The following is a 20,020-nucleotide window of genomic DNA, read 5'->3' as shown; positions in this document are numbered from 1 at the left end:
AGTTCGCACTGGGTGATCGGTGATCAGTATGGATTGCCGATCCCGGCGGACCCCGCGACCCTGCTCAGCGGTGGAGCTTCGTTCCTCACGAAGGTCTTTCGGGCGGCCGGGACACTCGACGACAACAGCGTTGTCCACATCGGCGACTACCGCGAGATCGACGGCGGCAGCACCGGACGCAAAGTGGTGTTGTCGGTCGAATACGACCGTCCCGCACCCGATCTGCACACCGACCTGTTCGTCAAGTTCTCCCGCGATTTCGACAATCCGGTGCGCGATCGCGGAAAGACACAGATGGAACCCGAGGTCCGCTTCGCCTCGCTGTCGCGCACCCCCGAATTCCCCATCGCCATACCCTGCGCGCAGTTCGCCGATTACCACGGTCAAACTGGCACCGGCCTACTGATCACCGAGCGGATCACCTTCGGTGGCAACGGTATCGAGCGCCAGTACCACAAGTGCCTCGACTACGAAATGCCCGAACCCCTCGAGCACTACCGCGCGCTGCTGACCGCGCTCGCGCGCCTGGCCGGCACGCATCGCTCCGGCCGGCTGCCCGCGGAATTGACCGCTCACTTTCCGTTGGACGTGCGGGCCGCGACGGTCGGGGAGCGGGCGGCGTTGTCCGCGGAGCAGCTGGACCGACGGGTGAACCAACTTGCCGAATTCGCGCGCACCCATCCCGGGTTGCTGCCGGCGAACGTCGGCTCGCCGGAATTCCTGGCCCGCCTGCGCGATGACGTAGCCCGCGTGGCGCTCCATGAGCACACCATCGCGCACCAACTGGCCGACGACTCCGACTATGTCGCGCTGTGCCACTGGAACGCCAACATCGACAACGCGTGGTTCTGGCGCGACACCGACGGCGCGTTGCACTGCGGCCTGATGGACTGGGGATGCGTCGCCCAGATGAATCTGGGCATGGCGCTGTGGGGAGCGATGTCCGGCGCCGAGACCGAGATGTGGGACGCGCATCTCGACGAGCTGCTGACCCTCTTCGTCACGGAATACGAGCGCTGCGGCGGTCCACGTCTCGACCCGTCCCGGTTGCGTCGGCACATGCTGCTCTATGCGGCCGCCATGGGGGTCGCCTGGTTGTTGGACGTGCCGGCCCTGATCCGCAAGCGATTCGACGCCGTGCCCGGCACGCGCAAGGATCCACGCATCCGGGACGACGAAAGCGTGCGCGCGCCACTGCAGATGCTGTCGAACCTGCTCAGCGCGTGGGAATGTCATCGAGTGGGGGACCTGCTCGATGACGCGGTGCCCTAGCGTCAAACTGGGTCGTCGTCGCCGTCGTAATTCAGGAATCGTTCGGGGTGATGGAAGGCGTTGGTGCGGGGTTGTCCGTGGTCGAGGTGGGCCGGTGGGAGCCATTCGGTGTCGCCGCGGGCGTTTTTGCGGGTGGTCCAACCCTTTTCGGCTAGCCGGTTATCCGGTCCGCAGGCCAGGGTGAGGTCATCGATGTCGGTGCGATGCGTGGTGGTCCAGCCGCTCACGTGGTGGACCTGGCTGTGATACGCCGGCGCGTCACAGCCCGGTTTCGTGCAGCCCCGGTCCTTGGCGTACAACATGATTCGCTGAGCGGGAGAGGCCAGCCGCTTGGTGTGGTGTAACGCCAGAGCCCTGCCGCGGTCGAAGATCGCCAAATAGTGGTGGGCGTGGCTGGCCATGCGGATCAGATCCGACATCGGCACCAACGAGCCCCCGCCGGTGATACCTTTACCTGCCGCGGCTTCGAGCTCCTGCAGGCTGGTGGAGACCACGACCGACACGGGTAGGCCGTTGTGGCACCCCAGCTCCCCGGAGGCCAGCAGGGTGCGCAGCCCGACCAGCAGACCGTCGTGATTGCGCTGGGCTGGGGTACGCAGGTCACGGCGCACTGCATCGTCATCGGGAACCTCATCGATGAACGGAACGTCGTCGTCAGGATTGCAGGCGCCGGGGGCGCCCAGCTTGGCCAGCACGGGTTCGAAGGTGGCGCGCGCCTCGGGGGTCAGATAGCCGCGGATGGGTGACATGCCGTCGTATTGCTGGGCGCCGATGGTGATGCCGCGCTTGCGGGCACGCTCGCCGTCTTTGAGTTTGCCGTCGGGGTTGATCCAGCCCATCAGCCGGTGGGCGTATTTGTGCAACTCATCGGGGCGAAAGCCGCGGGCCTGCTGCGCCAAATCTTGGTCGGCGTGCTCGTGGATGCACGGGTCGCCCCCGGACGGCAGGTTGGCAAAGAAACCGCGGATGACCCGCACGTGTCCGTCGCCGATCAATCCTTGGCGTTGGGCGGCCGCTGTGGCGCTCAAGGTGGGGGCCAACGCCTCCCCGGTCAACGCTTGACGTTCCCCGAGATCAGCGGCTTCGTCCACCCGGCGGCCGGCCTCGGACTTGGTGATGCGTAACCGATCGGCCAGCGCACAACGCAGGGTGCCACCGAGTTCTGTCGTGGTGGCCTGGGCGCGCAGCTGATTGATCAACTCATGCTGGGGGGCGCGCAGCCGGCGCGCAACGCGTTCGATGCGCTCGAGCGTGCGCAACCGTTCCGGGGTGGTGAACACCTCAAAGGACAACGCGCACAACCGGTCCAGGTCGGCATCGAGCGCTTCGAAGACCTCGACGATCTCATCCCGACTGCTCGAACCCATGCCCCAAAGTGTAGGAACGGCCACCGACAAAAAACCGCGGATTGTGACCACTGAAACCGCAGTGACACAAGGGATTTCGATATCCGTTTCCGGTATCCGTAATCGCGCCCGTGGGGCCGGGAAGGACCGACGCCGCCCAGGCTAACCCCAAGCAGGACTGGTGGTCAGCACATCGACGCCCTCCTCGGTGATGTGGACGGTGTCGCGGCGGAACACCGCGCCGGCGCCCTGCCGCCACACATAACCGGTGATCGCCAACACCATGCCCGCCTCGAGTTGGTCGTGCTCGCCCGCGGCCAGCAGGGCTTCGGACACGACCGGCGGGTCGAAACCCAGCCCCAGCCCGTGCGCGATCGGCATCGGCGGTATCGGCTCACCGACCGCCTCATAGGCGGCGAGCAGATCGCGGGTGGGTGCGCCGGGACGGCACGCGGCGAGCATCGTGTCGTACAACGTGTTCGACCGCGAGAAGAGCTCGCGCACATCGCCGCTGACGGCGTCGCCGGCGGGCCAGGTGCGTCCCACTTCCGCGACGTAGCCGTCCGCCAACGCGCCCGCGGCGAACGCGACGAGATCGCCCGATCCGATCTCGTGCGCAGAAGCGCGGCGCCACGGCTGTTCCCGCGACGTCACCCACGCGGCGTCCTGGGTGGCCGGCGTGCTCACCCCGCCGGCGGCCATCGCCTCCATCATCACCCCGGCCAGGGTCCGCTCCGACACCGCGGGCGCCAATTCGCCCAGGGCAGTGGCGAGTCCGTGGTCGGCGACGCGAAGGGCCGCCTCCATCGCGGCGATTTCGTCGGGCGTCTTGATGCGCCGAGCCGCGCGCATCGCCGGCTCGGCGTCGACGAGTTCCGCGTGGGGAAATGCCTCGGGCAGCAGCGCGGCGAAAGTCGGTGTGATCGCATCGGTTCCGACCCGCCGCGCCGACTCTGCGCCGTCGACCTTCTTCAGCACGTCGATGAGCGTCATCGGGTTCCAGGCCAGCCCGTAGAGGTGATCGTGGTCGATCTCCTCCGGGACCCCCTCATCGTCGGTGCTGTTGAGGTAGATGTCCTTAGTGGCACGCACCAGCACACACATCGGACCGAACGGTCGTGTCCCGGCGATCCACAGCTGCGGCGCGCCGGTGACGTAACGAATGTTGGCCTGCCGCCCGAGCACCAGGATGTCCAGACCATGCTCGTCCATCTGGGCCAGCGCGCGTTCCCGGCGCCCCGAGCGCAACGCCACGGGGTCGGGCAGAACTTCAGTCGTCATAGGGGGTGTAGGGGTAGTCGGTGATCGGCACGTAGCCGTCCTCGGTGATTACCACGATCTCCTCACTCCGATAGCCTCCCGTGCCGTCCTCCCACATGACCGGTTCCAAGACCAGCACCATGCCGGGCGGGAAGACGAAGTTGTCGTCGAACTCCGCGCCGAGATCCGTGCCGATCATCGGCGCCTCGGCGGGATAGGTGCCGATGCCGTGCCCCAGATAGAAATGCGGCAGCCAGGGTTTGCGGCCACCGTTGGCGCCAATCGCCGCGCGCGCCAAATCACCGGACGTCGCACCGGCTTTGGTCACGGCCAGCACCGCGTCGAGGACAGTGCGCCACTGCCGGAACTGGTCCTGCTGTCGTGTCGTCGGGCGCTCGCCGACCACCCAGGTTCGCCCGAAGTCGGAACAGTATCCGGCGTAGGTGATGCTGATGTCGGTCCACAGCACGTCGCCGGCCGCCAGTTCGCGATCCGTCGGCAGCAACGGCAGCGCGAGGTCGCCGTGCGTCGTCCATACCCCGGCTTCCCGGGAGCTCGGCATCACCTGCCAGATGGCCTCCAGCATGTTGGTCGTGGCGCCCAGCTCGAACGCGCGACGCACGAACGTGGCCGAAAGATCGATCTGGCGGACGCCCGGCGCGAGCGCCTGCTGCACGTCCACGATGGCCTGTTCGGTGATGCGGGCCGCCCTGCGCAGACAGGACAATTCGTCGCGGGTCTTCACCAACTGCGCGGCGCCGACCACGATGGCCGCATCCGTCGGTGGGCCCGCCGGGAAGAGCTTGGGCGCCGCCCGCCGCATCGCCCCGGTGAGCTCGTCGACGGCGATGCGCGCTCCCGGCGGGACGATCCCGGCCAGCCGCCGCGCGAAATCCTCGACCCCGTGGTCGAATTCGAGGTACGCGGGGCCGTGCAGATGGTCGTCGGGAACCGGCGCTTCCGCGCACGCCCCGCTGCGGAACGGCATGAACAGGTGCGGATACACGTCATCGGCGAGCACCACCGCGACGGGGCGCTCCACGTGGGACAGGCCCGCATCCAACAGCGGCCAGCTGGCGCCCGTGGCGTAGCCGACGTAGCCGTTCAGCAGCAGGATCAGCGCGTCGACACCGTGTTCGGCCATCGCCGCCCGCAGCCGCGCTCCGGTCTCCGCGCGCATGCGGGCCCAATCCGGCTCGTCGGGGATGTCGAGCACCGAGTCGACGGCGGTCGCCGAGTTCGTCATGCGGCGATCCCCAGGAATTTCTTGATGTTGCCGCCGACAACACGCACGGCGTCCTCCGGCCCGACGGCGCCGACCACCGCGGCCAGCGACCGCTCCGAATAGCCGAAAGTGCTTTCGTTGTGCGGGTAGTCCGACGACCACATCACCTTGTCGACGCCGATCTCGTTGATCTGCCGCAAGCCCAAGGGATCGACCATGAACGAGGCGTACATGTGCGTGTCCCAGTAATGGCGAATGTGGCGCTCGGGCTGGTGCGCGAGCATGTGCCGATACGAGGCCAGCACGTGCTCGGCGTCCTGCAGCGCCGTCGGTACCCAGGCAATACCGCCCTCGAACCAGCCGACCCGCAACCGCGGATGCCGGTCGAGGATGCCGCCGAAGATGTACTTGGAGAACATCTCTCGAAACGAGTCGATGTTGACCATCATGGCCACCGCCACGCTGTTGACCTCGCTGGGGAACTTGGGTTGACTCTCGCCGATATGGTGCGCGACCGGCAGGCCGGCCTCTTCGATCTCGTCCCACACCGCGCTCATCGCGGTGCTGGAGTAATCGATGGGCTGGCCGTCGCGGTCGTTGCCGGGACTGATCGGCATCAGAAACGTGGTCAGCCGCAGCGACTTCAGCTCGGTGAGCGTGCGGCGGGCGCCGGCCGGATCCCACCAGTTGATCAATCCGACGCCATAGCAATGCCCGCCGGAACGTTCCTGAACGTCGGCGATGTGCTCGTTGTAGACCCGAAAGATCCGCTCGCGGATCGCGTGGTCGGGATGGTGGAACAGCGCGAGCACCGCATTCGGGAAGGCCAGTTCCCTGTCGACGCCGTCTTCGGCGAGCTCACGAACCCGGGCCTCGACGTTGTTGGTGGCCGCCCCGGCGAGATCGTCGTACTGCATGAGCACCGCGCTGAAGTCGCCGACCACCATCGACTGTCCGGGCGGGCCGAGCAGGTACGCGCCGTCCTCGTACCAGATCCGCGGGGCCTGATCCTTGAGATCTTCGGGAAAGCGCTCGTAGAAGATGTCGTCGGCCACCGAGATGTGGTTGTCGGCGGAGAAGACCTCGGTGCCGGCCGGCAGGCCGGTGCTGAACTCCGCGGCATGACCGCGACGGTCCTTGGGCGCGCCGATCACGCCGTCGGGATAGACGGTTTGGGCTGGGCTGGACATCATCGTCCCTTCATCGGGGATCACTCATCATTGTGCATCTGGGTCGGGATAGGTGACGCCACTGAGCCGCTCGGAAAGCTGCCACAGCTGTCGCACGTCGGTGTCGCTGCGCACCAACCGGGGGACTCGAGCGAAAGTGACTCCACCCCTGACCGTCTCGTAGAAGCCGCGCGGACCGTAATACATGGCGCCCTGCGCATCCGGGGACACCGCGGCGTAGAGGGACGGCTTGATGCCTTCGTCGATGTCGAGCCACATGAACGGCATCACGCGCCAGGTCAGTTGCGTCAACCGGGCCTGCAACGTGGGTTTGTCGCGGCCGTACGAGGCGCCGCTGAGCAGGTTCGTCTTGGTCAGGCCCGGGTGCGCAGCGTTGGACATCAACCCCCAGCCACCCTGGCGGCTGCGCCGATCCAATTCGACGGCGAACATCAGTTGCGCCAATTTGGCGACCCCGTACGAATGCATGGGCTTATAGCCCTGCTGCGCATTGACATCGCCGAAGTCGAGCTTGCCCTGGGTCGCGGCGAGGCTGCTGACCGTCACCACCCGCGCGGATTCCGCCGCCCGCAGCAACGAGAGCAGGTGTCCGGTCAACGCGAAGTGGCCTAAATGGTTTGTCCCGAACTGCAATTCGAAGCCGTCGCGGGTCTGCTGGCGCTGCGGCGGCGTCATGACGCCGGCGTTGTTGATCAGAATGTCGATCGGGCGCCCTTCGGCGGTGAGCTGTTCACCCAGCGCCGCCACGCTTTCCAGCGACGACAGGTCGAGTTGCCTGATGGAGAGCTTGGCCTGCGGCACCTCTCGGCGGATGTCGGCGGCCGCCCGTTCGCCCTTGACCCGGTCACGGACAGCCATCACCACGTCGGCGCCCGCGGCGGTCAGCCGCTTCGCCAGGCCGAACCCCAAACCGCTGTTCGCCCCGGTCACGACCGCGAACCTGCCGCGCAGATCGGGAACACTCAGCGCGAGATCGGGCTTCACCATGTCACGGGCAGCTCATAGAGGCCGTAGGCCAGCGCGTCGTGCTTGAACGGAAGCTCATCCAGCGGCACGGCAAGCCGCAGCGTGGGGACGCGGCGCAGCAGGGTGGGCAGGACGATCTGCAATTCCATGCGGGCCAGCTGCTGTCCCACGCACTGGTGGCGACCGTAGCCGAACCCGACGTGCGGCCCGTCTTCGCGCAAAAGGTCGAGGCGGTCCGGGTGGGGGAACTGGCGCTCATCCCAGTTCGCCGGGGCGACGTCGAGGATGATGCCATCGCCGGCGCGGATCGTCTCGCCGCCAATCTCGATGTCCTCGACGGCGATTCGGCGCTGACCGGTCTGGATGATGCTCAGGTAGCGCATCAGCTCCTCGACCGCGGTCGCGATGACCTTCGGATCGTCGGTGTCGCGCAACAGTGCCCGCTGATCGGGATGCTCGAGCAACGCGGCGATGCTCAGGCTGATCATGTTCGCCGTGGTCTCATGACCCGCGATCAGCACACCGGTCGCCAATTGTGCGGCTTCGCGCACGCTGATCTCTTCGGCGTTGACCCGCTCGGCGAGGTCGGACACCAAATCCTCTGAGGGGCTTTGCATTTTCGTCCGAACCAGGTTGGCCAGATACTTGGCCAGCGAGGCAGCACCTTGCGCGGTGTCCTCCTCGGTCGCGTAACGGCCCATGCCGCGCTGGGCTTGGGTCTGGAAGAATTCCGCGTCCTCGTACGGCACGCCCAGCAGTTCGCTGATGACCAGGGAGGGGACCGGCAGCGAGAGGGTGCTGACGACGTCGCCCGGCTTCGGCCCAGCCAGCAGGGCGTCGATGTGATCGTCGGTGATCTTCTGCACCGCCGGCCGCAGGGCTTCAACACGCTTGAAGGTGAACGGTTTCGACAGCATCCGGCGAAACCGGGTGTGCTCCTCGGCATCGGAGGTGAACACCGAACGCGGGCGCTTGTGCACCGTGGCCAGCATGCCCGCGTTCCAGTGCGGATAACCCGGCAGCCGGTCGTCGACACTGGTGCGGGAGTCGGTGAACAGCGCGCGGATCGCGTCGTAGCCGTGGATGAGCCACGGTGTGCTGTCGTCCCAGATCCGCACCCGGCTCAGCTGCTTGTCGGCGTTGAGCTCCAATACCTGCGGGGGCGGGGAAAACGGGCACCCCGGCGCGCGTGTCATCGGAAACTCCGGGATATCGGTGGCGGTGGATCCTTCGGTCATCGTGCTCCTCGGTGTTCGGCTTACGCGGTTGTCGGTGACGGCTGGCCGCCCGCCGCGGCCACGTGGACGGGCGCGCGCCACAGGCCGACGATCGCGTCGATCAGCCCTTCGGCGGCGACCGGCCAGGCCGAACGCGATCGCGGCCCGTGCTCGGCCAGCGCGCCCTCGTGCTCGGCGCAGGTGTGCATCAGCAGGTTGCGCACCATCACCATCCGTTCGGAACGCACCCGCTTGGGCAGCTCGGGGAGACAGCGGTTGATGCCCTCGAGCGTCTCCACCAGTAACGGCGAGGCCAGCGCATCTTTGGTGACCACGTGGCGATACGTGGGATCGGCCATGGCCTGGGCGGCGAATCGCGCATACCAGCTCGGGGTTCCCAGCGCGGCCAGATGTTCGGTCAGCGGACGCACCAGCGCGCCCACCCAGTCCCGCAGCTCGGCGGAATCGCCGACCGCGGCCAGCATGTGCGCGCGCAGCTCCTCGATCGGGTCACGGTGTTTGGCTTCGATCGCGCGCAGCAGGTCGACCCTGCTCCCGAAGTGGTAACACGCCGCGGCGTTGTTGCCCTGTCCGGCCGCCTCGCTGATCTGCCGGTTCGACACGGCATACATCCCGCGTTCGGCGAACAACACCTCGGCGGCCGACAAGAGCGCCTCTCGGGTGCCCGTCGACCTTTCGGAACGAGCGATCCGCTCGGCGGTCATCGCCTCAGTGAACACGCGCCGCTGGGTTAAATCAAGCAATTTATTTAGTTGGGGGTTCCGCGGCGGCCCCGGATCCCGCCCGCCGGCGCCCGATGACGGCGGCCGAAAGGTCCGTCGAATTCCAATTCGGCGTGCTGCGAGCGAATTCCGCCCGCGTCACGGTTGTTAGCTGACCGGGAATGCGGGGCGCCGCGCCGGGCACGCCGGGCGGCATCCCCTGGGCACCGCAGGGCCGCCCCTTGACGAAATTGGTCGTGAGATGTCTAATCCGGACGAGAAATCGGGAGGCAGAACCGGTGGTCGTAATCGACACGCGGACCGTGGATCGGACGGGGCTTCACCGCATATGGAAAGCGATTCTTATCGGCATCGCGGCCATTGTGTTTGCGGCATGCTACTTCCAGCCGGTTCTCCTCATCGGGGTCGCCCTGATTGTTGTGGCGCTGCTGTGCGCGCGCTTGGTCTATAAGGGCCGGGACCGTTATATCCCCAATTTGTATGCGCGGGACATCGAAATTTACGACGATGCATATCGTTCGTTTATCGGGCGCACGCTCGCGGATCTGCGTCGGTGCAAGATCGGGGGCCACACGCTGCTGTGGGAGGCCTCGCGCCTGGCGACGCCAAGCCCCGGCGATCCTGACGAATTGCTGCTTGACCTCGGCGTCTGGGCGGGCTGGTCGACCCGGCTCATCTCTGACGCCTCCAACCGCACGGTGTACGGGTTCGATACCTTTTCCGGGCTCGTCGAGGACTGGCAGATCGATGACCACACCGTCATCAAGCGCGGGACCTTTTCACTGGCGGAGCCGGTGGCGCAACGTTTCATCCGGGATACCGGCGTCAGCTTGCACGACGGGGTGCCCGACGCGCTCGGCCGCAAGGTGGAGTTCATCAGGGGAAGCACCTACGAGACGCTGGCCCCATTCCTGGCCGACCGGCCGGACGCCATCATCAAGCTTTTTCACATGGATCTGGATACCTACGAGAGTTGCCTGCACGCGCTGGAAACCTGTAAGGACCGCTTCGTCGAGGGATCGATCCTTGTCTTTGACGAATATCTGGTCACCAATGGCGAAATGCTGGCGTTCTACGAGTTCCAGAACAAGTACGAGTTGCAATGGCGCTACCGCGCGTGGGGCCTCGAGGCGTGGGAGATGAACCTCGAGATGGTTACCGCACGCCCGAAACGGGCCATCTACTACCTGGTCACGATGGCCTTGCATTGGACGATCGGGAGCGGCAGCTACGCCTGGACCTTTTTCCGCAAAAGGTTTTGGCGATTTTGGCTGGGCGCGCCGCTATCCGACATGCTTTTCATGCTTGGCGCTGCGGGACAACGTAAGTCGGTCAGCCTGGAAATCACCGGGCTGGGCAAACTCGATCGAAACCGCCCCGTGCAGCACTAGCGGCTGTTCAGCCGCCCCAGACCGCGTGGGCGCCGGCGTCGCCCACCCGGTAGATCTGGAGCGTCGACGCGATGCCGGTCGCGAGCACCACGATCGCGACGAGGACGTGGAGCACCACGCGGCGCTGATCGGATCGGCGTTCGACGACACGGAGCGCGATGAGCGCGACGGCAACCGCCAGCAGCGCGGCGGAGAAGTAGGTCATGACGCCGCCCCGCTCGGCGTGCTCGCGCAGGATCGGGCTGGGGTTGGCCTGGCGGTCGTAGAGCCACGCTCCGGCGTCGATGGTGATGGGCGTCAACACCATCGTCACCGCCGCCAAGATCAGCGTGAGCCACATCAGCTGCCCGCGCCGGGCGGCCGGCCAAAGCCCGCACGCGATCTCCAGCGCGGCGGTCAGCGGCACGAGCACCAACACGAAATGCAGCAACAGGGCGTGAGCCGGCATCCCGATGACGTTCATGGCGTCCCTCGGCTGGGGGTCTGCTCGGGCCTGCTCAGCGCCTAGCCGCCGAGCCCCTTCTTGATGGCCGCGTCTTGCTTCTGGCCGACATCGTTGACGAAATCAGGCGGGGCCAGCGTGTCGGTCGGGCCGTCGAACTGCAGCGTGGCGAGCGCCCTTCCCTCGGTGAAGAGCAGGATCACCACACCCTTACTGCGGTCGGGCGCGTTTCCCATCAGCATCGTGCCGCCGCTGCCGACGTTCGACGGTTGCGTGGTCGGGTCCTTGACGACGCCGCCCTGTTGGCCCTTGGCGGCGTTCAACGCGTTCGTCGCCGCCTCGGGGTCGTCGTAGACACCAATGGTCACCTTGATCGCGTGGCTGCCGTCGTCGTCCTTGAAGGTCGTCGCCACGCCCGGCTGCCCATTGGGATTGCTCGTCGGGGGAGCGGCGGTAAAGGGAACCGGTGCATTGATGTCGCTCGCCTGGATGAGCAGCCGGGCGTACTCATTGGGCTGTGCCGGTGCCGCCGACGACGACGGTGGTGCCGAGCCGGGGCTGCTGGTGGCGGAGGTTGCCGAGGTCGCGGATCCGGTCTTCGACGTCGACGGTTGCTGCTTGTTGTTGCCGCAGCCGGACACCGACACCGCCAGCGCCGTTGTCGCTGCGACACCCGCGAGCAGCGCTCGTGAAATCCTCATCGATCGAGTTCCCTTCCAGGTCTTCCCGGCGACCGCGTCGGGTCCGTCCTTCGAATCGCACAGTACATTGCTCCGCGGCGAGGGACGCCGCGGAGCGTACTGGGTGCCGGATGGGTTACTCGAGTTGGTCGCGCAGGCAGCGCAGGGTGTTTGCCAGGATGCGCGAGACCTGCATCTGCGACACCCCGATCCGCTCCGCGATCTGGCTCTGCGTCATCGATTCGAAGAACCGCATGCGCAAAACGTCGCGTTCGCGAGGCGGCAGCGTGGCGACGAGGACGCGCAGCGCTTCCCGGTTGGTGATGTGCTCGATCTGCGGATCGATGTCGCCCACCGAGTCGGCCACCGAGCGCGGCGTTCCGGAACTATCGGCGCCCAGCGGTGCGTCCAGGGAATCGAGCCGGTAGGCATCGCCCGCGACGAGGCATTCGACGATCTCCTCCCGTGGAACCTCGAGCATCTGCGATAGCTCGCCGGCGGTGGGGGCGCGCCCCAACTGCTGGGCGAGATCGGCTGTCGCCCTGCTGATTTGGACGTGCAGCTCGCGCAGCCGCCGTGGCACACGCATGCCCCAGCTGTGGTCGCGGAAGTAACGCCGGACCTCGCCCATCATGGTGGGGACGGCGAACCCGATGAAGCTGGGGCCCTTCGCGGGGTCGAACCGGTTGACGGCGTTCATCAGGCCCAGGCGCGCGACCTGAATCAGGTCCTCGAGGCCTTCGCCCCGGCGGGCAAAGTGGCTGGCCACGTGGTCGGCCAGTGGTAGGCATCGGGCCACGATGCGTTCGCGCTGGCGGCCGTACTCATGCGATTCGGCCGGCATCTGATTCAGTTCCACGAACATGTCGACGACGTCGTCGTAGGAATCGTCTGATTGTCGGGCGCCTGCCGGTGCCGGACGGGTTGGGGCAATCGTGTTGGTCATCGGGCGACGCACCTTGTGTTCACTCGAAAAATCGCGTAAACGCCTGCGCGAGAACAAGTTTGCATTGCCGACTCACTTCCCTGAGTCTATGCAGAAAGACATTGCGGAACGCCGCACAGTCGCCTCCACTGCATCCTGATCCGCGGGACTTGTCGTTTACCCACCGCACCCGCGCTACCAACGGGGAGATGACTCTCGGGTGTTTGATCGCCGGAGCCAGTACCAAGCTCAGTAGCCGTGGGGCTGACTGGCCGCTTTGAGCTAAACGGCGACAAGTCCAGAAGCGGACTTCAGTGGAGACTATACGCCCCCGCGCAGCACCCGGCGATCGGTCCCGGCAGCCGGTTGGTGGCATTGCTTAACTGTTTCCGCGGTGTACTAGTGGCGTTCAGCAAGTCGGCGATCTGGGCGCCGCGCCTGCACGCTGGCTGCCGTCATGGTCCCGAGCTGCGGTGTTGTGAACTACCGGCGGCCCGACCACCCAGGACGCGGCATGGTTGGCAAACAGAGTCGTCGTCTCGCTCGGCTGGCGCCGCCTGCGGGTTGGTGGCTGGGCCATGGACGCGAACACCCGGTTTGAAGAGGGCGTTTGCGACTCGGGTGGCCCGAAGATGATCGGCGCCAGTGTTCGCTTCGGTATCGTTCGCCTGATGTTCATGATCCAATCCAGTGGCGTGCGTGGGACCGATCGCGAGAGCGATTCGCGCGCAATGCTTTACGTGGGCCGTGCGGTGTGCCGGGGCTCCCGGTGAGCGGACGTGGCGCGCAGGCCCTGCTGGAGGGGCGCGGGGTGGCGGTGTCCGGTGGCAGTCGCGGGATCGGACGCGCCGTCGCCGAATTGTTGGGCGTCCTGGGCGCCGGTGTGGTCGTCAACGGGCGCGACGGGCACGCCGTGGAGGAGACGGTCGCCGCGATCATCGCGTCGGGCGGACGCGCCGCCGCGGTGGTGGGAGCCGCGGATGAGGAACGCGTGGCCCAAACACTCGTCGACGCGTGCGTCAGCACTTTCGGGCGGCTGGACTCGCTGATCAATTGCGCCGGAATCGCCGAGCCGCCGGGTTCCTCGATCCTGAAGATCTCCGCGGCCGAGTTTGACCGGCTGATCGGTGCGCACCTGGGCACGGCGTTTCACACGTGCCGGGCCGCCGCGCCGGTCATGGCCGCGCAGGGCCACGGAGCCATCATCAACACCAGTTCGGTGGCGTTTCTGGGCGACTACGGCGGGACCGGCTACCCCGCGGGCAAGGGGGCCGTCAACGGCCTGACGATGGCCATCGCCGCCGAACTGAAGCCCCACGGCGTTCGCGCCAACGTGGTGTGTCCCGGCGCCAGGACGCGGCTTTCTACGGGTCTCGAGTACGAAAGACATATCGAAGACCTGCACCGCCGCGGGCTGCTCGACGACGTGACGATGCGGGCCTCGCTCGACAGCGCGCCGCCCGCATTCGTGGCCCCGGTCTACGCCTATCTCGCGAGCGACTTGGCGCGTGACGTGACGGGCCAGATCCTCGTGGCCGCGGGCGGTTTCGTCGGCAGCTTCGACCGCCACACGCCGCGCCTGTTGGGTTATCGCGATCACCACGAGGCCGGTCCGTGGTCAGTGGAAGACGTGCACAACATGATCGGCGCCGCGACCGAGGCGCGATGAGCGGTGGCGCACCGGACGTCCGAAAGCCGCCGCCTGCCGCATGATCCGGGCCGGCGGGCCCCGCACCGTTTACGGGCGAACACACCCGCGATGGACATATCGATGGAAATGTATGGCCACCGTCGGGGCGCCCGGCGGGTGCGGTACGTGCGAGCCTCTTCGGCGGTCCGGGTCAGGATGCCTTTGACGAGCGCCGGCGCGTTCGCGGCGGCTCGGCGGTGCCCAGCGCATCCATCGCGCGGACCAGCTGCGGGTAGGCGATCGCCGGCCCGATCCAGCGGGTGAGATAGCGCCGCAGATCGGCTCCGCTGCGCGGCGGCCGCCCGGGGTCGGTGAGGAAGGAATGCAGGACCCGCAACGAGAATTCGTTCAGCTCGTCCAGGCCCGCCTCGTCGAAACCGTAATGCTCCCAATCGATGTCGTAGCGATGCAGCATCGACCGACCGAATGCCAACGCGGTATCGGAGATGATCGACACCTTCTGGCCACCGCGATGGCGCTGGTTGAGGACGAATTCGACCTGATTGTCCGAGGCCAGCTCCTCGACGGCGAAGGCCATCCCCTCCGTGATGGCCACGACCGGGTCGGTAACGCCTTCGAGATGGGCCGCCATGCGATCGAGGAAGCCGTCGGCCGAACGCATCGCGGACGCCACCAACAACGCCTGGGTTCCGGGGAAATAGCGATAGACGGTCTGGCGGGTGACGCCCAGCGCCCGCGCCACGTCGGCGATCCGCAACGCTGAACCGCGTTCGTCGATGATCCTGTCGGCGGCGTCGAGGATGCGCTCGATGGCCTCCGTATCGGAAGCCGGAGTATTTCCTGCCCAACCGTGACTGCGCATGATTACCGAACGGCAAACCGGTAGGCGGTGATCCCCACAGCTGGATCATAGCGTCCGTCGCGGCGCCGCCGTTGCTGGCTAACCATCGCGTCGCGGACCGAGAACGCGGCCAGACACTATGCCCAGTATGTATGATCACTGTGGATCCAGCAGGCAGGGCGCCCGGCAGAAAGGCCGACCGATGCAGTACGACACCGTGATCACCAACGGGCGCTGGTTCGACGGGACCGGAGGACCTTCGGCGCTGCGGGACATCGGGGTACGTGACGGCCGCGTCGTCACCATCGCCGAGGGGCCACTCGACACGACCGGCGCCGACGTCATCGACGCGACGGGCCAATGGGTGATCCCCGGCATCATCGACATCCACACCCACTATGATGTCGAAATCCTTTGCGCGCCTGACCTTTCCGAATCGCTGCGGCATGGTGTGACGACCGTGATGCTGGGATCGTGTTCGCTGTCCACCGTGTACCTGAACAGCGTTGACGCCGGTGACATCTTCGGCCGGGTCGAAGCCATCCCCAGGCGCTACGTCATCGAGCACCTCGACGCGGCGCGGTCGTGGACCAATCCCAGGGAGTATGTGGCCGAACTCGAACGCCTCAACCTGGGTCCGAACCTCGCGGCCTTCATCGGCCACTCCGATCTGCGCGCGGCGACGATGGGTCTGGATCGGGCGACGCGCAAGGACGTCCGGCCGTCCGCGGCGGAACTCGCCCGCATGGAAGCGATGCTGAACGATGCGCTCGATGAAGGTTTCGTCGGAATGTCCTCCCAGCAACTGCTGTTCGACAAACTCGACGGCGAAGTCTGCCGGTCGCGCACGCTGCCGTCGACGTACGCGTCACCGCGCGAGCTGCGCCGCCTGAACGCGATTCTGCGGCGCCGCGACAAGATCTTGCAGTCCGGCCCGGACATCAAGAACCCGCTGTCGGTGCTCTCGCAGCTGCTGACGTCGCTCGGGTTCCGCCGGCCCCGGCTGAAGACCAGCCTGTTGTCGGCGGCCGACATCAAGGCCATCCCGTTCGTCATTCACGTCATGGACCGGCTCGCCCGCGTCGTCAACGCCCTCGGCGGCAACTTCCGCTGGCAGCATCTGCCGGTGCCGTTCGAGGTCTACGCCGACGGGATCTCGTTGGTGGTGTTCGAGGAGTTCGGCTCCGGTGCGGCGGCGCTGCACCTGCAGACCGAGATCGAGCGCAATCAGCTCATGCGTGACGAGGAGTATCGGCGCAAGTTCCGCAAGGACTACGACAGCAAGTTCGGGCCACGGGTCTGGCACCGCGACTTCTTCGACGCCGAAATCGTGGCCTGCCCCGATGAATCCGTCATCGGCAAATCGTTCGGGCAGGTCGGCGTGGAGCGCGGCGGGCTGCACCCGGTCGACGCCTTCCTCGACTTGGTCGTCGAACACGGCGAGAAGCTGCGCTGGCGCACCACGATCTCCAACCACCGCCCCGAGGTCCTCAAGAAGATGGCCCAGAGCCCGACCATCCAGATGGGGTTCTCCGACGCGGGCGCGCACCTACGCAACATGGCGTTCTACAACTCCGGACTGCGCCTGCTGCGACACGCGCACGACGCCGAGAAGTCCGGCAGGCCGTTCATCTCGATGGAGCACGCCGTGCACCGGCTGACCGGCGAGCTCGGGGAGTGGTACGGCATCGACGCCGGGACGCTGCGCGAGGGTGACCGCGCCGACATCGTCGTCATCGATCCCGACAAGCTCGACGACTCCCTCGACCGCTACGCCGAGCATCCCGTCGAGTCCTACGGCGGGCTGTCGCGGATGGTCAACCGCAACGACGAGACCGTCACGGCCGTGCTGGTGTCGGGGAAGCTCGCGTTCGCTGCGGGCAAGGCCGCGCCGGCGCTGGGCAAGGAACGATTCGGTCAGTTCCTGCGGGCGGGCCGCCCCTCCCGAAAGCTCGCCGCCACCGGCTAACGGATAAGCTTGCGCGGCAAGGGCTTTCACGCCACCGAGGCGCCCAGGATCAGGTTGACGGCCTCGTCGAGCTGGCCGGCTACCTCGGCGAAGCTGACGAACCGGGCGGTCATCAGCGCCCCCGAAAAGGTCATCTGCAGCGTGGATTTCACCGCACGCGGCCAACCCGGCCCCAACGCGGCGCCGATCCGCCGGGACACCTCCTCGCCGATCTGTTCCCGCAGCGGCGTGACCGCCGGATCGTCGGCCATCAGCGCCGCGCCGCACGCGGCGGTCAACTCCGGCTCATCGGCGACCACCACCGCCATGTCCCGCAAGGTGGCGCTGACCCGGGTTTTGGTCGTCTCGTTGACGTCGGTGTGCAGCGGCAGGTCGCGCAGGAAGCGCAGGTACACCGCGGCGACCAGCGCGCTCTTCGACGGGAAGTAGGTGTAGGCGCTCGCCGGTGACACCCCTGCGCGAGTCGCCACGGCCCGCATCGTCAGGTTCGCGTACGACGATTCCCGCAACTCCTCCAACCCGGCATCGAGTACCTTGCGAATCGTCTGGCCCGGACGGCGATCCGACCGGCGGGCCGCACCGGCGGCGGTTCCGGCGACAACCGCCGGGAACGACGCCTCTTTGGACACTCGTCCAGTGTAGGAAGGCGGCCCGCTGCCAACAACTTCCATTCCTCGCGGTCGTCTTCGCCGCGCGATTCCAATAGCAGACAGCTGTCCAGAAGAAGCGGGTCCTAGAGTGTCGCGTATGGGCGAATCGGACCGGCATCGCTGGGACGAGCGGTACGCGGCGAAGGCGCCGCCGACGCTGGATTCGGTTGCGCCGCCCGATGTTTTCGCGCGCCACGCGCAGGAGTTTCCCACCGCCGGCACCGCGCTCGACCTGGCCTGCGGGCAGGGAATCGGCTCGGTCTGGCTGGCGTTGCGCGGCCTGGACGTGGTGGGGCTGGACATCTCCCCGGTGGCGATCGCCCACGCGCGGGATTTGGCTCAGCGTGCCTCGGTGGCCGGCCGCTGTCGCTTCGACGTCGCCGATTTCGACGGCGGCCTGCCGGCGGGTGCGCCCGTCGACGTCGTCCTCTGCTGCAAGTTCCGGGACCGTCGCCTCGACCGTGCGATCATCGAGCGCCTGGCGCCCGGTGGGCTGCTGGCGATCGCCGTGCTCAGCGAGGTGGGGGCGCCACCGGGGCCGTTTCGCGCGGCGCCGGGCGAGCTCACCGCCGCGTTCGCCCAACTGGAACCGGTCGCCGCCGGTGAAGGAGGCGGTCAGGCCTGGCTGCTGGCGCGAGCCTGACCGCCAGAAGGCGGACTATCCGGCGCTGCCTTGTGCGCGGCTCGAGCGGCGACGATCCAGCCGCCGCGTCGGTGTGGCGTTGCGGTGCGATATCGCCGGTTCGGCGGGGGAACTGGCCTTGGGTGACCGGGCGTTGCCCCGTCGCCCCCGGTTACCGCCGGTGTTCTGGCGATGCTGGCGCGCGGGAACGTTGGCGGGCGCCGGGGCCTGGTAGGGCGCGACCTCACCCACGAGCACCTGCACCGCATCCGACGTCGCGGTCACCTGCTGAGGAGCGACCTTGATGCCGGCCTTGCGCAGCAACACCTGCGTATCCTGGCGCTGCTCGGGCAGCACCACGGTGACGACATCACCGGCGCTTCCCGCCCGCGCGGTGCGTCCCGACCGATGCAGGTAGGACTTGTGCTCGCTCGGCGGGTCGATGTGCACGACGAGTTCGACCTCGTCGACGTGCACACCGCGCGCGGCGATATCGGTCGCCACCAGCACGCGGGCGCGACCGGAGGCAAACATGGCCAGGTTGCGCTCGCGCGCGGGCTGAGACAGGTTGCCATGCAGGTCGACCGACGGAACGCCGGACTCGGTGAGCTGCTTGGCGAGCTTGCGGGCTTGATGCTTGGTGCGCATGAACAGGATCCGACGCCCGGTGCCGGAAGCGAGCCGGTGCACCAGGTCCTTCTTGGCCGCAGCGTTGGCCACGTGGAACACGTGATGGGTCATTTGCGCCACCGGTGAGTCGGCCCCGTCGACGGAGTGCAACACCTCGTTCTGGAGGAACCGGGTGACGAGCTTGTCGACGCCATTGTCCAGGGTCGCCGAGAACATCATTCGTTGGCCGCCGTTCGGGGTCGCGGCCAGGATCCGGGTGACGCCGGGCAGGAAACCGAGGTCGGCCATGTGATCCGCCTCGTCGATCACGGTGATCTCGATCGCCTCGAGGCTGATCACACGTTGCTTCATCAGGTCCTCGAGCCGGCCGGGGCAGGCGACGACGATGTCGACGCCGGATTTGAGCGCGGACACCTGACGGCTCTGCGATACCCCGCCGAAGATCGTGGTGACCCGCAGGCCGCAGGCCGCCGCCAACGGCTCGAGCGTCGCGGTGATCTGCGTTGCGAGCTCGCGGGTGGGCGCGAGAACCAACCCCGATGGTCGTGCGGGGCGCCGGTTTCCGGGGGAGAGGCGGCTGACGAGGGGGATCGAGAATGCGAGAGTCTTTCCGCTGCCGGTTTTCCCGCGGCCGAGGACATCTCGGCCGGCGAGTGTGTCGGGCAGGGTTTCCACCTGAATCGGAAAGGGGTGTGTTATGCCGCGCGCTGTGAGCGCGCTGACGATGTTTTTGCCCACGCCGAGTTCGGCGAAAGTCTTGTCGGTAGTCACTTTTCGGTGCCTTTCAGGCATCGGTGGTGCCGTGTCGGAGACGAGAGGTCACGCGGGCATCGGCACGAGGATGGCGAGATTGCCGGGTGGCAAAATCGATCGCCGCGAGACAAGCTAGTGCACGATGCACGCTCATCTAGGTGTCAAGCGCGATCTTCTTCGCTGGGCACCAGGGGGATGAGGAAGCGTTCCACGACGGTGTTGGCATGCAGTGTTACGAAGCCAACGT

General features: G+C 67.0%; 19 protein-coding genes. 6 read left to right on the top strand and 13 right to left on the bottom strand.

Going from position 1 to position 20,020, the window contains the following annotated elements; translation table 11 throughout:
* The first annotated feature begins 12 nt into the window (after positions 1 to 12).
* The gene (locus tag AC0KS4_RS11675; RefSeq protein WP_238957288.1) at positions 13 to 1,272 is read left to right on the top strand and encodes a hypothetical protein; all 1,260 of its coding nucleotides are present in this window, start codon (positions 13 to 15) and stop codon (positions 1,270 to 1,272) included.
* A gap of 2 nt (positions 1,273 to 1,274) precedes the next feature.
* On the opposite strand, the gene AC0KS4_RS11670 is transcribed toward AC0KS4_RS11675, so the two are convergent.
* From AC0KS4_RS11670 to AC0KS4_RS11640, 7 genes are all read right to left on the bottom strand, one after another.
* On the bottom strand, positions 1,275 to 2,639 hold the full coding sequence (locus tag AC0KS4_RS11670; protein ID WP_238955898.1) for an HNH endonuclease signature motif containing protein: 1,365 nt from the start codon (positions 2,637 to 2,639) through the stop codon (positions 1,275 to 1,277).
* Between the two features lie 141 nt (positions 2,640 to 2,780).
* The gene (locus AC0KS4_RS11665) at positions 2,781 to 3,899 is read right to left on the bottom strand and encodes a M24 family metallopeptidase (RefSeq protein ID WP_225328172.1); all 1,119 of its coding nucleotides are present in this window, start codon (positions 3,897 to 3,899) and stop codon (positions 2,781 to 2,783) included.
* Entirely contained in the window at positions 3,889 to 5,124 is a 1,236-nt protein-coding gene (locus AC0KS4_RS11660) for a M24 family metallopeptidase (RefSeq protein ID WP_238955897.1), read from the bottom strand. Before AC0KS4_RS11660 ends, AC0KS4_RS11665 begins: the two co-directional genes overlap by 11 nt.
* Positions 5,121 to 6,293, bottom strand: coding sequence for an amidohydrolase family protein (locus tag AC0KS4_RS11655; protein WP_225328218.1), 1,173 nt, complete (start codon positions 6,291 to 6,293; stop codon positions 5,121 to 5,123). Before AC0KS4_RS11655 ends, AC0KS4_RS11660 begins: the two co-directional genes overlap by 4 nt.
* Positions 6,294 to 6,320: 27 nt before the next feature.
* Positions 6,321 to 7,280, bottom strand: a complete 960-nt coding sequence (locus tag AC0KS4_RS11650; protein WP_225328174.1) for an SDR family oxidoreductase — start codon at positions 7,278 to 7,280, stop codon at positions 6,321 to 6,323.
* Entirely contained in the window at positions 7,274 to 8,497 is a 1,224-nt protein-coding gene (locus AC0KS4_RS11645; RefSeq protein WP_225328175.1) for a cytochrome P450, read from the bottom strand. The genes AC0KS4_RS11650 and AC0KS4_RS11645 overlap by 7 nt, the downstream gene beginning before the upstream one ends.
* 20 nt (positions 8,498 to 8,517) lie before the next feature.
* Positions 8,518 to 9,216 (bottom strand): TetR/AcrR family transcriptional regulator, encoded by a 699-nt coding sequence (locus AC0KS4_RS11640; RefSeq protein ID WP_225328176.1) that lies wholly within the window; start codon positions 9,214 to 9,216, stop codon positions 8,518 to 8,520.
* Between the two features lie 281 nt (positions 9,217 to 9,497).
* On the opposite strand from AC0KS4_RS11640, the gene AC0KS4_RS11635 reads away from it, so the two are divergent.
* The gene (locus AC0KS4_RS11635) at positions 9,498 to 10,610 is read left to right on the top strand and encodes a class I SAM-dependent methyltransferase (protein WP_238955896.1); all 1,113 of its coding nucleotides are present in this window, start codon (positions 9,498 to 9,500) and stop codon (positions 10,608 to 10,610) included.
* Positions 10,611 to 10,617: 7 nt separating this feature from the next.
* On the opposite strand, the gene AC0KS4_RS11630 is transcribed toward AC0KS4_RS11635, so the two are convergent.
* From AC0KS4_RS11630 to AC0KS4_RS11620, 3 genes are all read right to left on the bottom strand, one after another.
* Positions 10,618 to 11,073 carry a DUF2231 domain-containing protein gene (locus tag AC0KS4_RS11630; protein ID WP_225328178.1) on the bottom strand — a complete coding sequence of 152 codons (456 nt, stop codon included), beginning with the start codon at positions 11,071 to 11,073 and terminating at the stop codon, positions 10,618 to 10,620.
* A gap of 41 nt (positions 11,074 to 11,114) precedes the next feature.
* Positions 11,115 to 11,753, bottom strand: a complete 639-nt coding sequence (locus tag AC0KS4_RS11625; protein WP_225328179.1) for a hypothetical protein — start codon at positions 11,751 to 11,753, stop codon at positions 11,115 to 11,117.
* A 115-nt stretch (positions 11,754 to 11,868) separates the two neighbouring features.
* On the bottom strand, positions 11,869 to 12,678 hold the full coding sequence (locus tag AC0KS4_RS11620) for a SigB/SigF/SigG family RNA polymerase sigma factor (RefSeq protein ID WP_238955895.1): 810 nt from the start codon (positions 12,676 to 12,678) through the stop codon (positions 11,869 to 11,871).
* A 557-nt stretch (positions 12,679 to 13,235) separates the two neighbouring features.
* Here AC0KS4_RS11620 and AC0KS4_RS11615 point away from each other — a divergent pair.
* Entirely contained in the window at positions 13,236 to 13,430 is a 195-nt protein-coding gene (locus AC0KS4_RS11615) for a hypothetical protein (RefSeq protein ID WP_225341287.1), read from the top strand.
* Positions 13,427 to 14,326, top strand: coding sequence for an SDR family NAD(P)-dependent oxidoreductase (locus AC0KS4_RS11610; protein ID WP_238955894.1), 900 nt, complete (start codon positions 13,427 to 13,429; stop codon positions 14,324 to 14,326). Before AC0KS4_RS11615 ends, AC0KS4_RS11610 begins: the two co-directional genes overlap by 4 nt.
* A 172-nt stretch (positions 14,327 to 14,498) precedes the next feature.
* On the opposite strand, the gene AC0KS4_RS11605 is transcribed toward AC0KS4_RS11610, so the two are convergent.
* Positions 14,499 to 15,170 carry a TetR/AcrR family transcriptional regulator gene (locus AC0KS4_RS11605; RefSeq protein WP_225328182.1) on the bottom strand — a complete coding sequence of 224 codons (672 nt, stop codon included), beginning with the start codon at positions 15,168 to 15,170 and terminating at the stop codon, positions 14,499 to 14,501.
* Between the two features lie 181 nt (positions 15,171 to 15,351).
* Between AC0KS4_RS11605 and AC0KS4_RS11600 the strand changes: the two genes are divergently transcribed.
* Positions 15,352 to 17,118 carry an N-acyl-D-amino-acid deacylase family protein gene (locus AC0KS4_RS11600; RefSeq protein WP_225328183.1) on the top strand — a complete coding sequence of 589 codons (1,767 nt, stop codon included), beginning with the start codon at positions 15,352 to 15,354 and terminating at the stop codon, positions 17,116 to 17,118.
* Between the two features lie 26 nt (positions 17,119 to 17,144).
* On the opposite strand, the gene AC0KS4_RS11595 is transcribed toward AC0KS4_RS11600, so the two are convergent.
* Complete coding sequence (locus AC0KS4_RS11595; RefSeq protein ID WP_238955893.1) at positions 17,145 to 17,747, bottom strand: TetR/AcrR family transcriptional regulator; 603 nt, start codon at positions 17,745 to 17,747, stop codon at positions 17,145 to 17,147.
* Between the two features lie 118 nt (positions 17,748 to 17,865).
* Here AC0KS4_RS11595 and AC0KS4_RS11590 point away from each other — a divergent pair, with 118 nt between their 5' ends.
* Positions 17,866 to 18,411: a class I SAM-dependent methyltransferase gene (locus AC0KS4_RS11590; RefSeq protein WP_238955892.1), complete on the top strand. Its 546-nt coding sequence runs from the start codon at positions 17,866 to 17,868 to the stop codon at positions 18,409 to 18,411.
* Positions 18,412 to 18,426: 15 nt separating this feature from the next.
* On the opposite strand, the gene AC0KS4_RS11585 is transcribed toward AC0KS4_RS11590, so the two are convergent.
* Complete coding sequence (locus AC0KS4_RS11585) at positions 18,427 to 19,791, bottom strand: DEAD/DEAH box helicase (RefSeq protein ID WP_043954887.1); 1,365 nt, start codon at positions 19,789 to 19,791, stop codon at positions 18,427 to 18,429.
* Positions 19,792 to 20,020: the final 229 nt, after the last annotated feature.

The sequence above is a fragment of the Mycobacterium sp. NTMscope_MAC_12 genome (genome assembly GCF_976985675.1).
This window is presented reverse-complemented; position numbering and strand designations above follow the sequence as displayed.

Coding starts and splice junctions, on each gene's coding strand:
- AC0KS4_RS11670 (WP_238955898.1), bottom strand. CDS start 2,639: ATGGGTTCGAGCAGTCGGGATGAGATCGTCGAGGTCTTCGAAGCGCTC.
- AC0KS4_RS11665 (WP_225328172.1), bottom strand. CDS start 3,899: ATGACGACTGAAGTTCTGCCCGACCCCGTGGCGTTGCGCTCGGGGCGC.
- AC0KS4_RS11660 (WP_238955897.1), bottom strand. CDS start 5,124: ATGACGAACTCGGCGACCGCCGTCGACTCGGTGCTCGACATCCCCGAC.
- AC0KS4_RS11655 (WP_225328218.1), bottom strand. CDS start 6,293: ATGTCCAGCCCAGCCCAAACCGTCTATCCCGACGGCGTGATCGGCGCG.
- AC0KS4_RS11650 (WP_225328174.1), bottom strand. CDS start 7,280: ATGGTGAAGCCCGATCTCGCGCTGAGTGTTCCCGATCTGCGCGGCAGG.
- AC0KS4_RS11645 (WP_225328175.1), bottom strand. CDS start 8,497: ATGACCGAAGGATCCACCGCCACCGATATCCCGGAGTTTCCGATGACA.
- AC0KS4_RS11630 (WP_225328178.1), bottom strand. CDS start 11,073: ATGAACGTCATCGGGATGCCGGCTCACGCCCTGTTGCTGCATTTCGTG.
- AC0KS4_RS11625 (WP_225328179.1), bottom strand. CDS start 11,753: ATGAGGATTTCACGAGCGCTGCTCGCGGGTGTCGCAGCGACAACGGCG.
- AC0KS4_RS11620 (WP_238955895.1), bottom strand. CDS start 12,678: ATGACCAACACGATTGCCCCAACCCGTCCGGCACCGGCAGGCGCCCGA.
- AC0KS4_RS11615 (WP_225341287.1), top strand. CDS start 13,236: ATGGACGCGAACACCCGGTTTGAAGAGGGCGTTTGCGACTCGGGTGGC.
- AC0KS4_RS11605 (WP_225328182.1), bottom strand. CDS start 15,170: ATGCGCAGTCACGGTTGGGCAGGAAATACTCCGGCTTCCGATACGGAG.
- AC0KS4_RS11600 (WP_225328183.1), top strand. CDS start 15,352: ATGCAGTACGACACCGTGATCACCAACGGGCGCTGGTTCGACGGGACC.
- AC0KS4_RS11590 (WP_238955892.1), top strand. CDS start 17,866: ATGGGCGAATCGGACCGGCATCGCTGGGACGAGCGGTACGCGGCGAAG.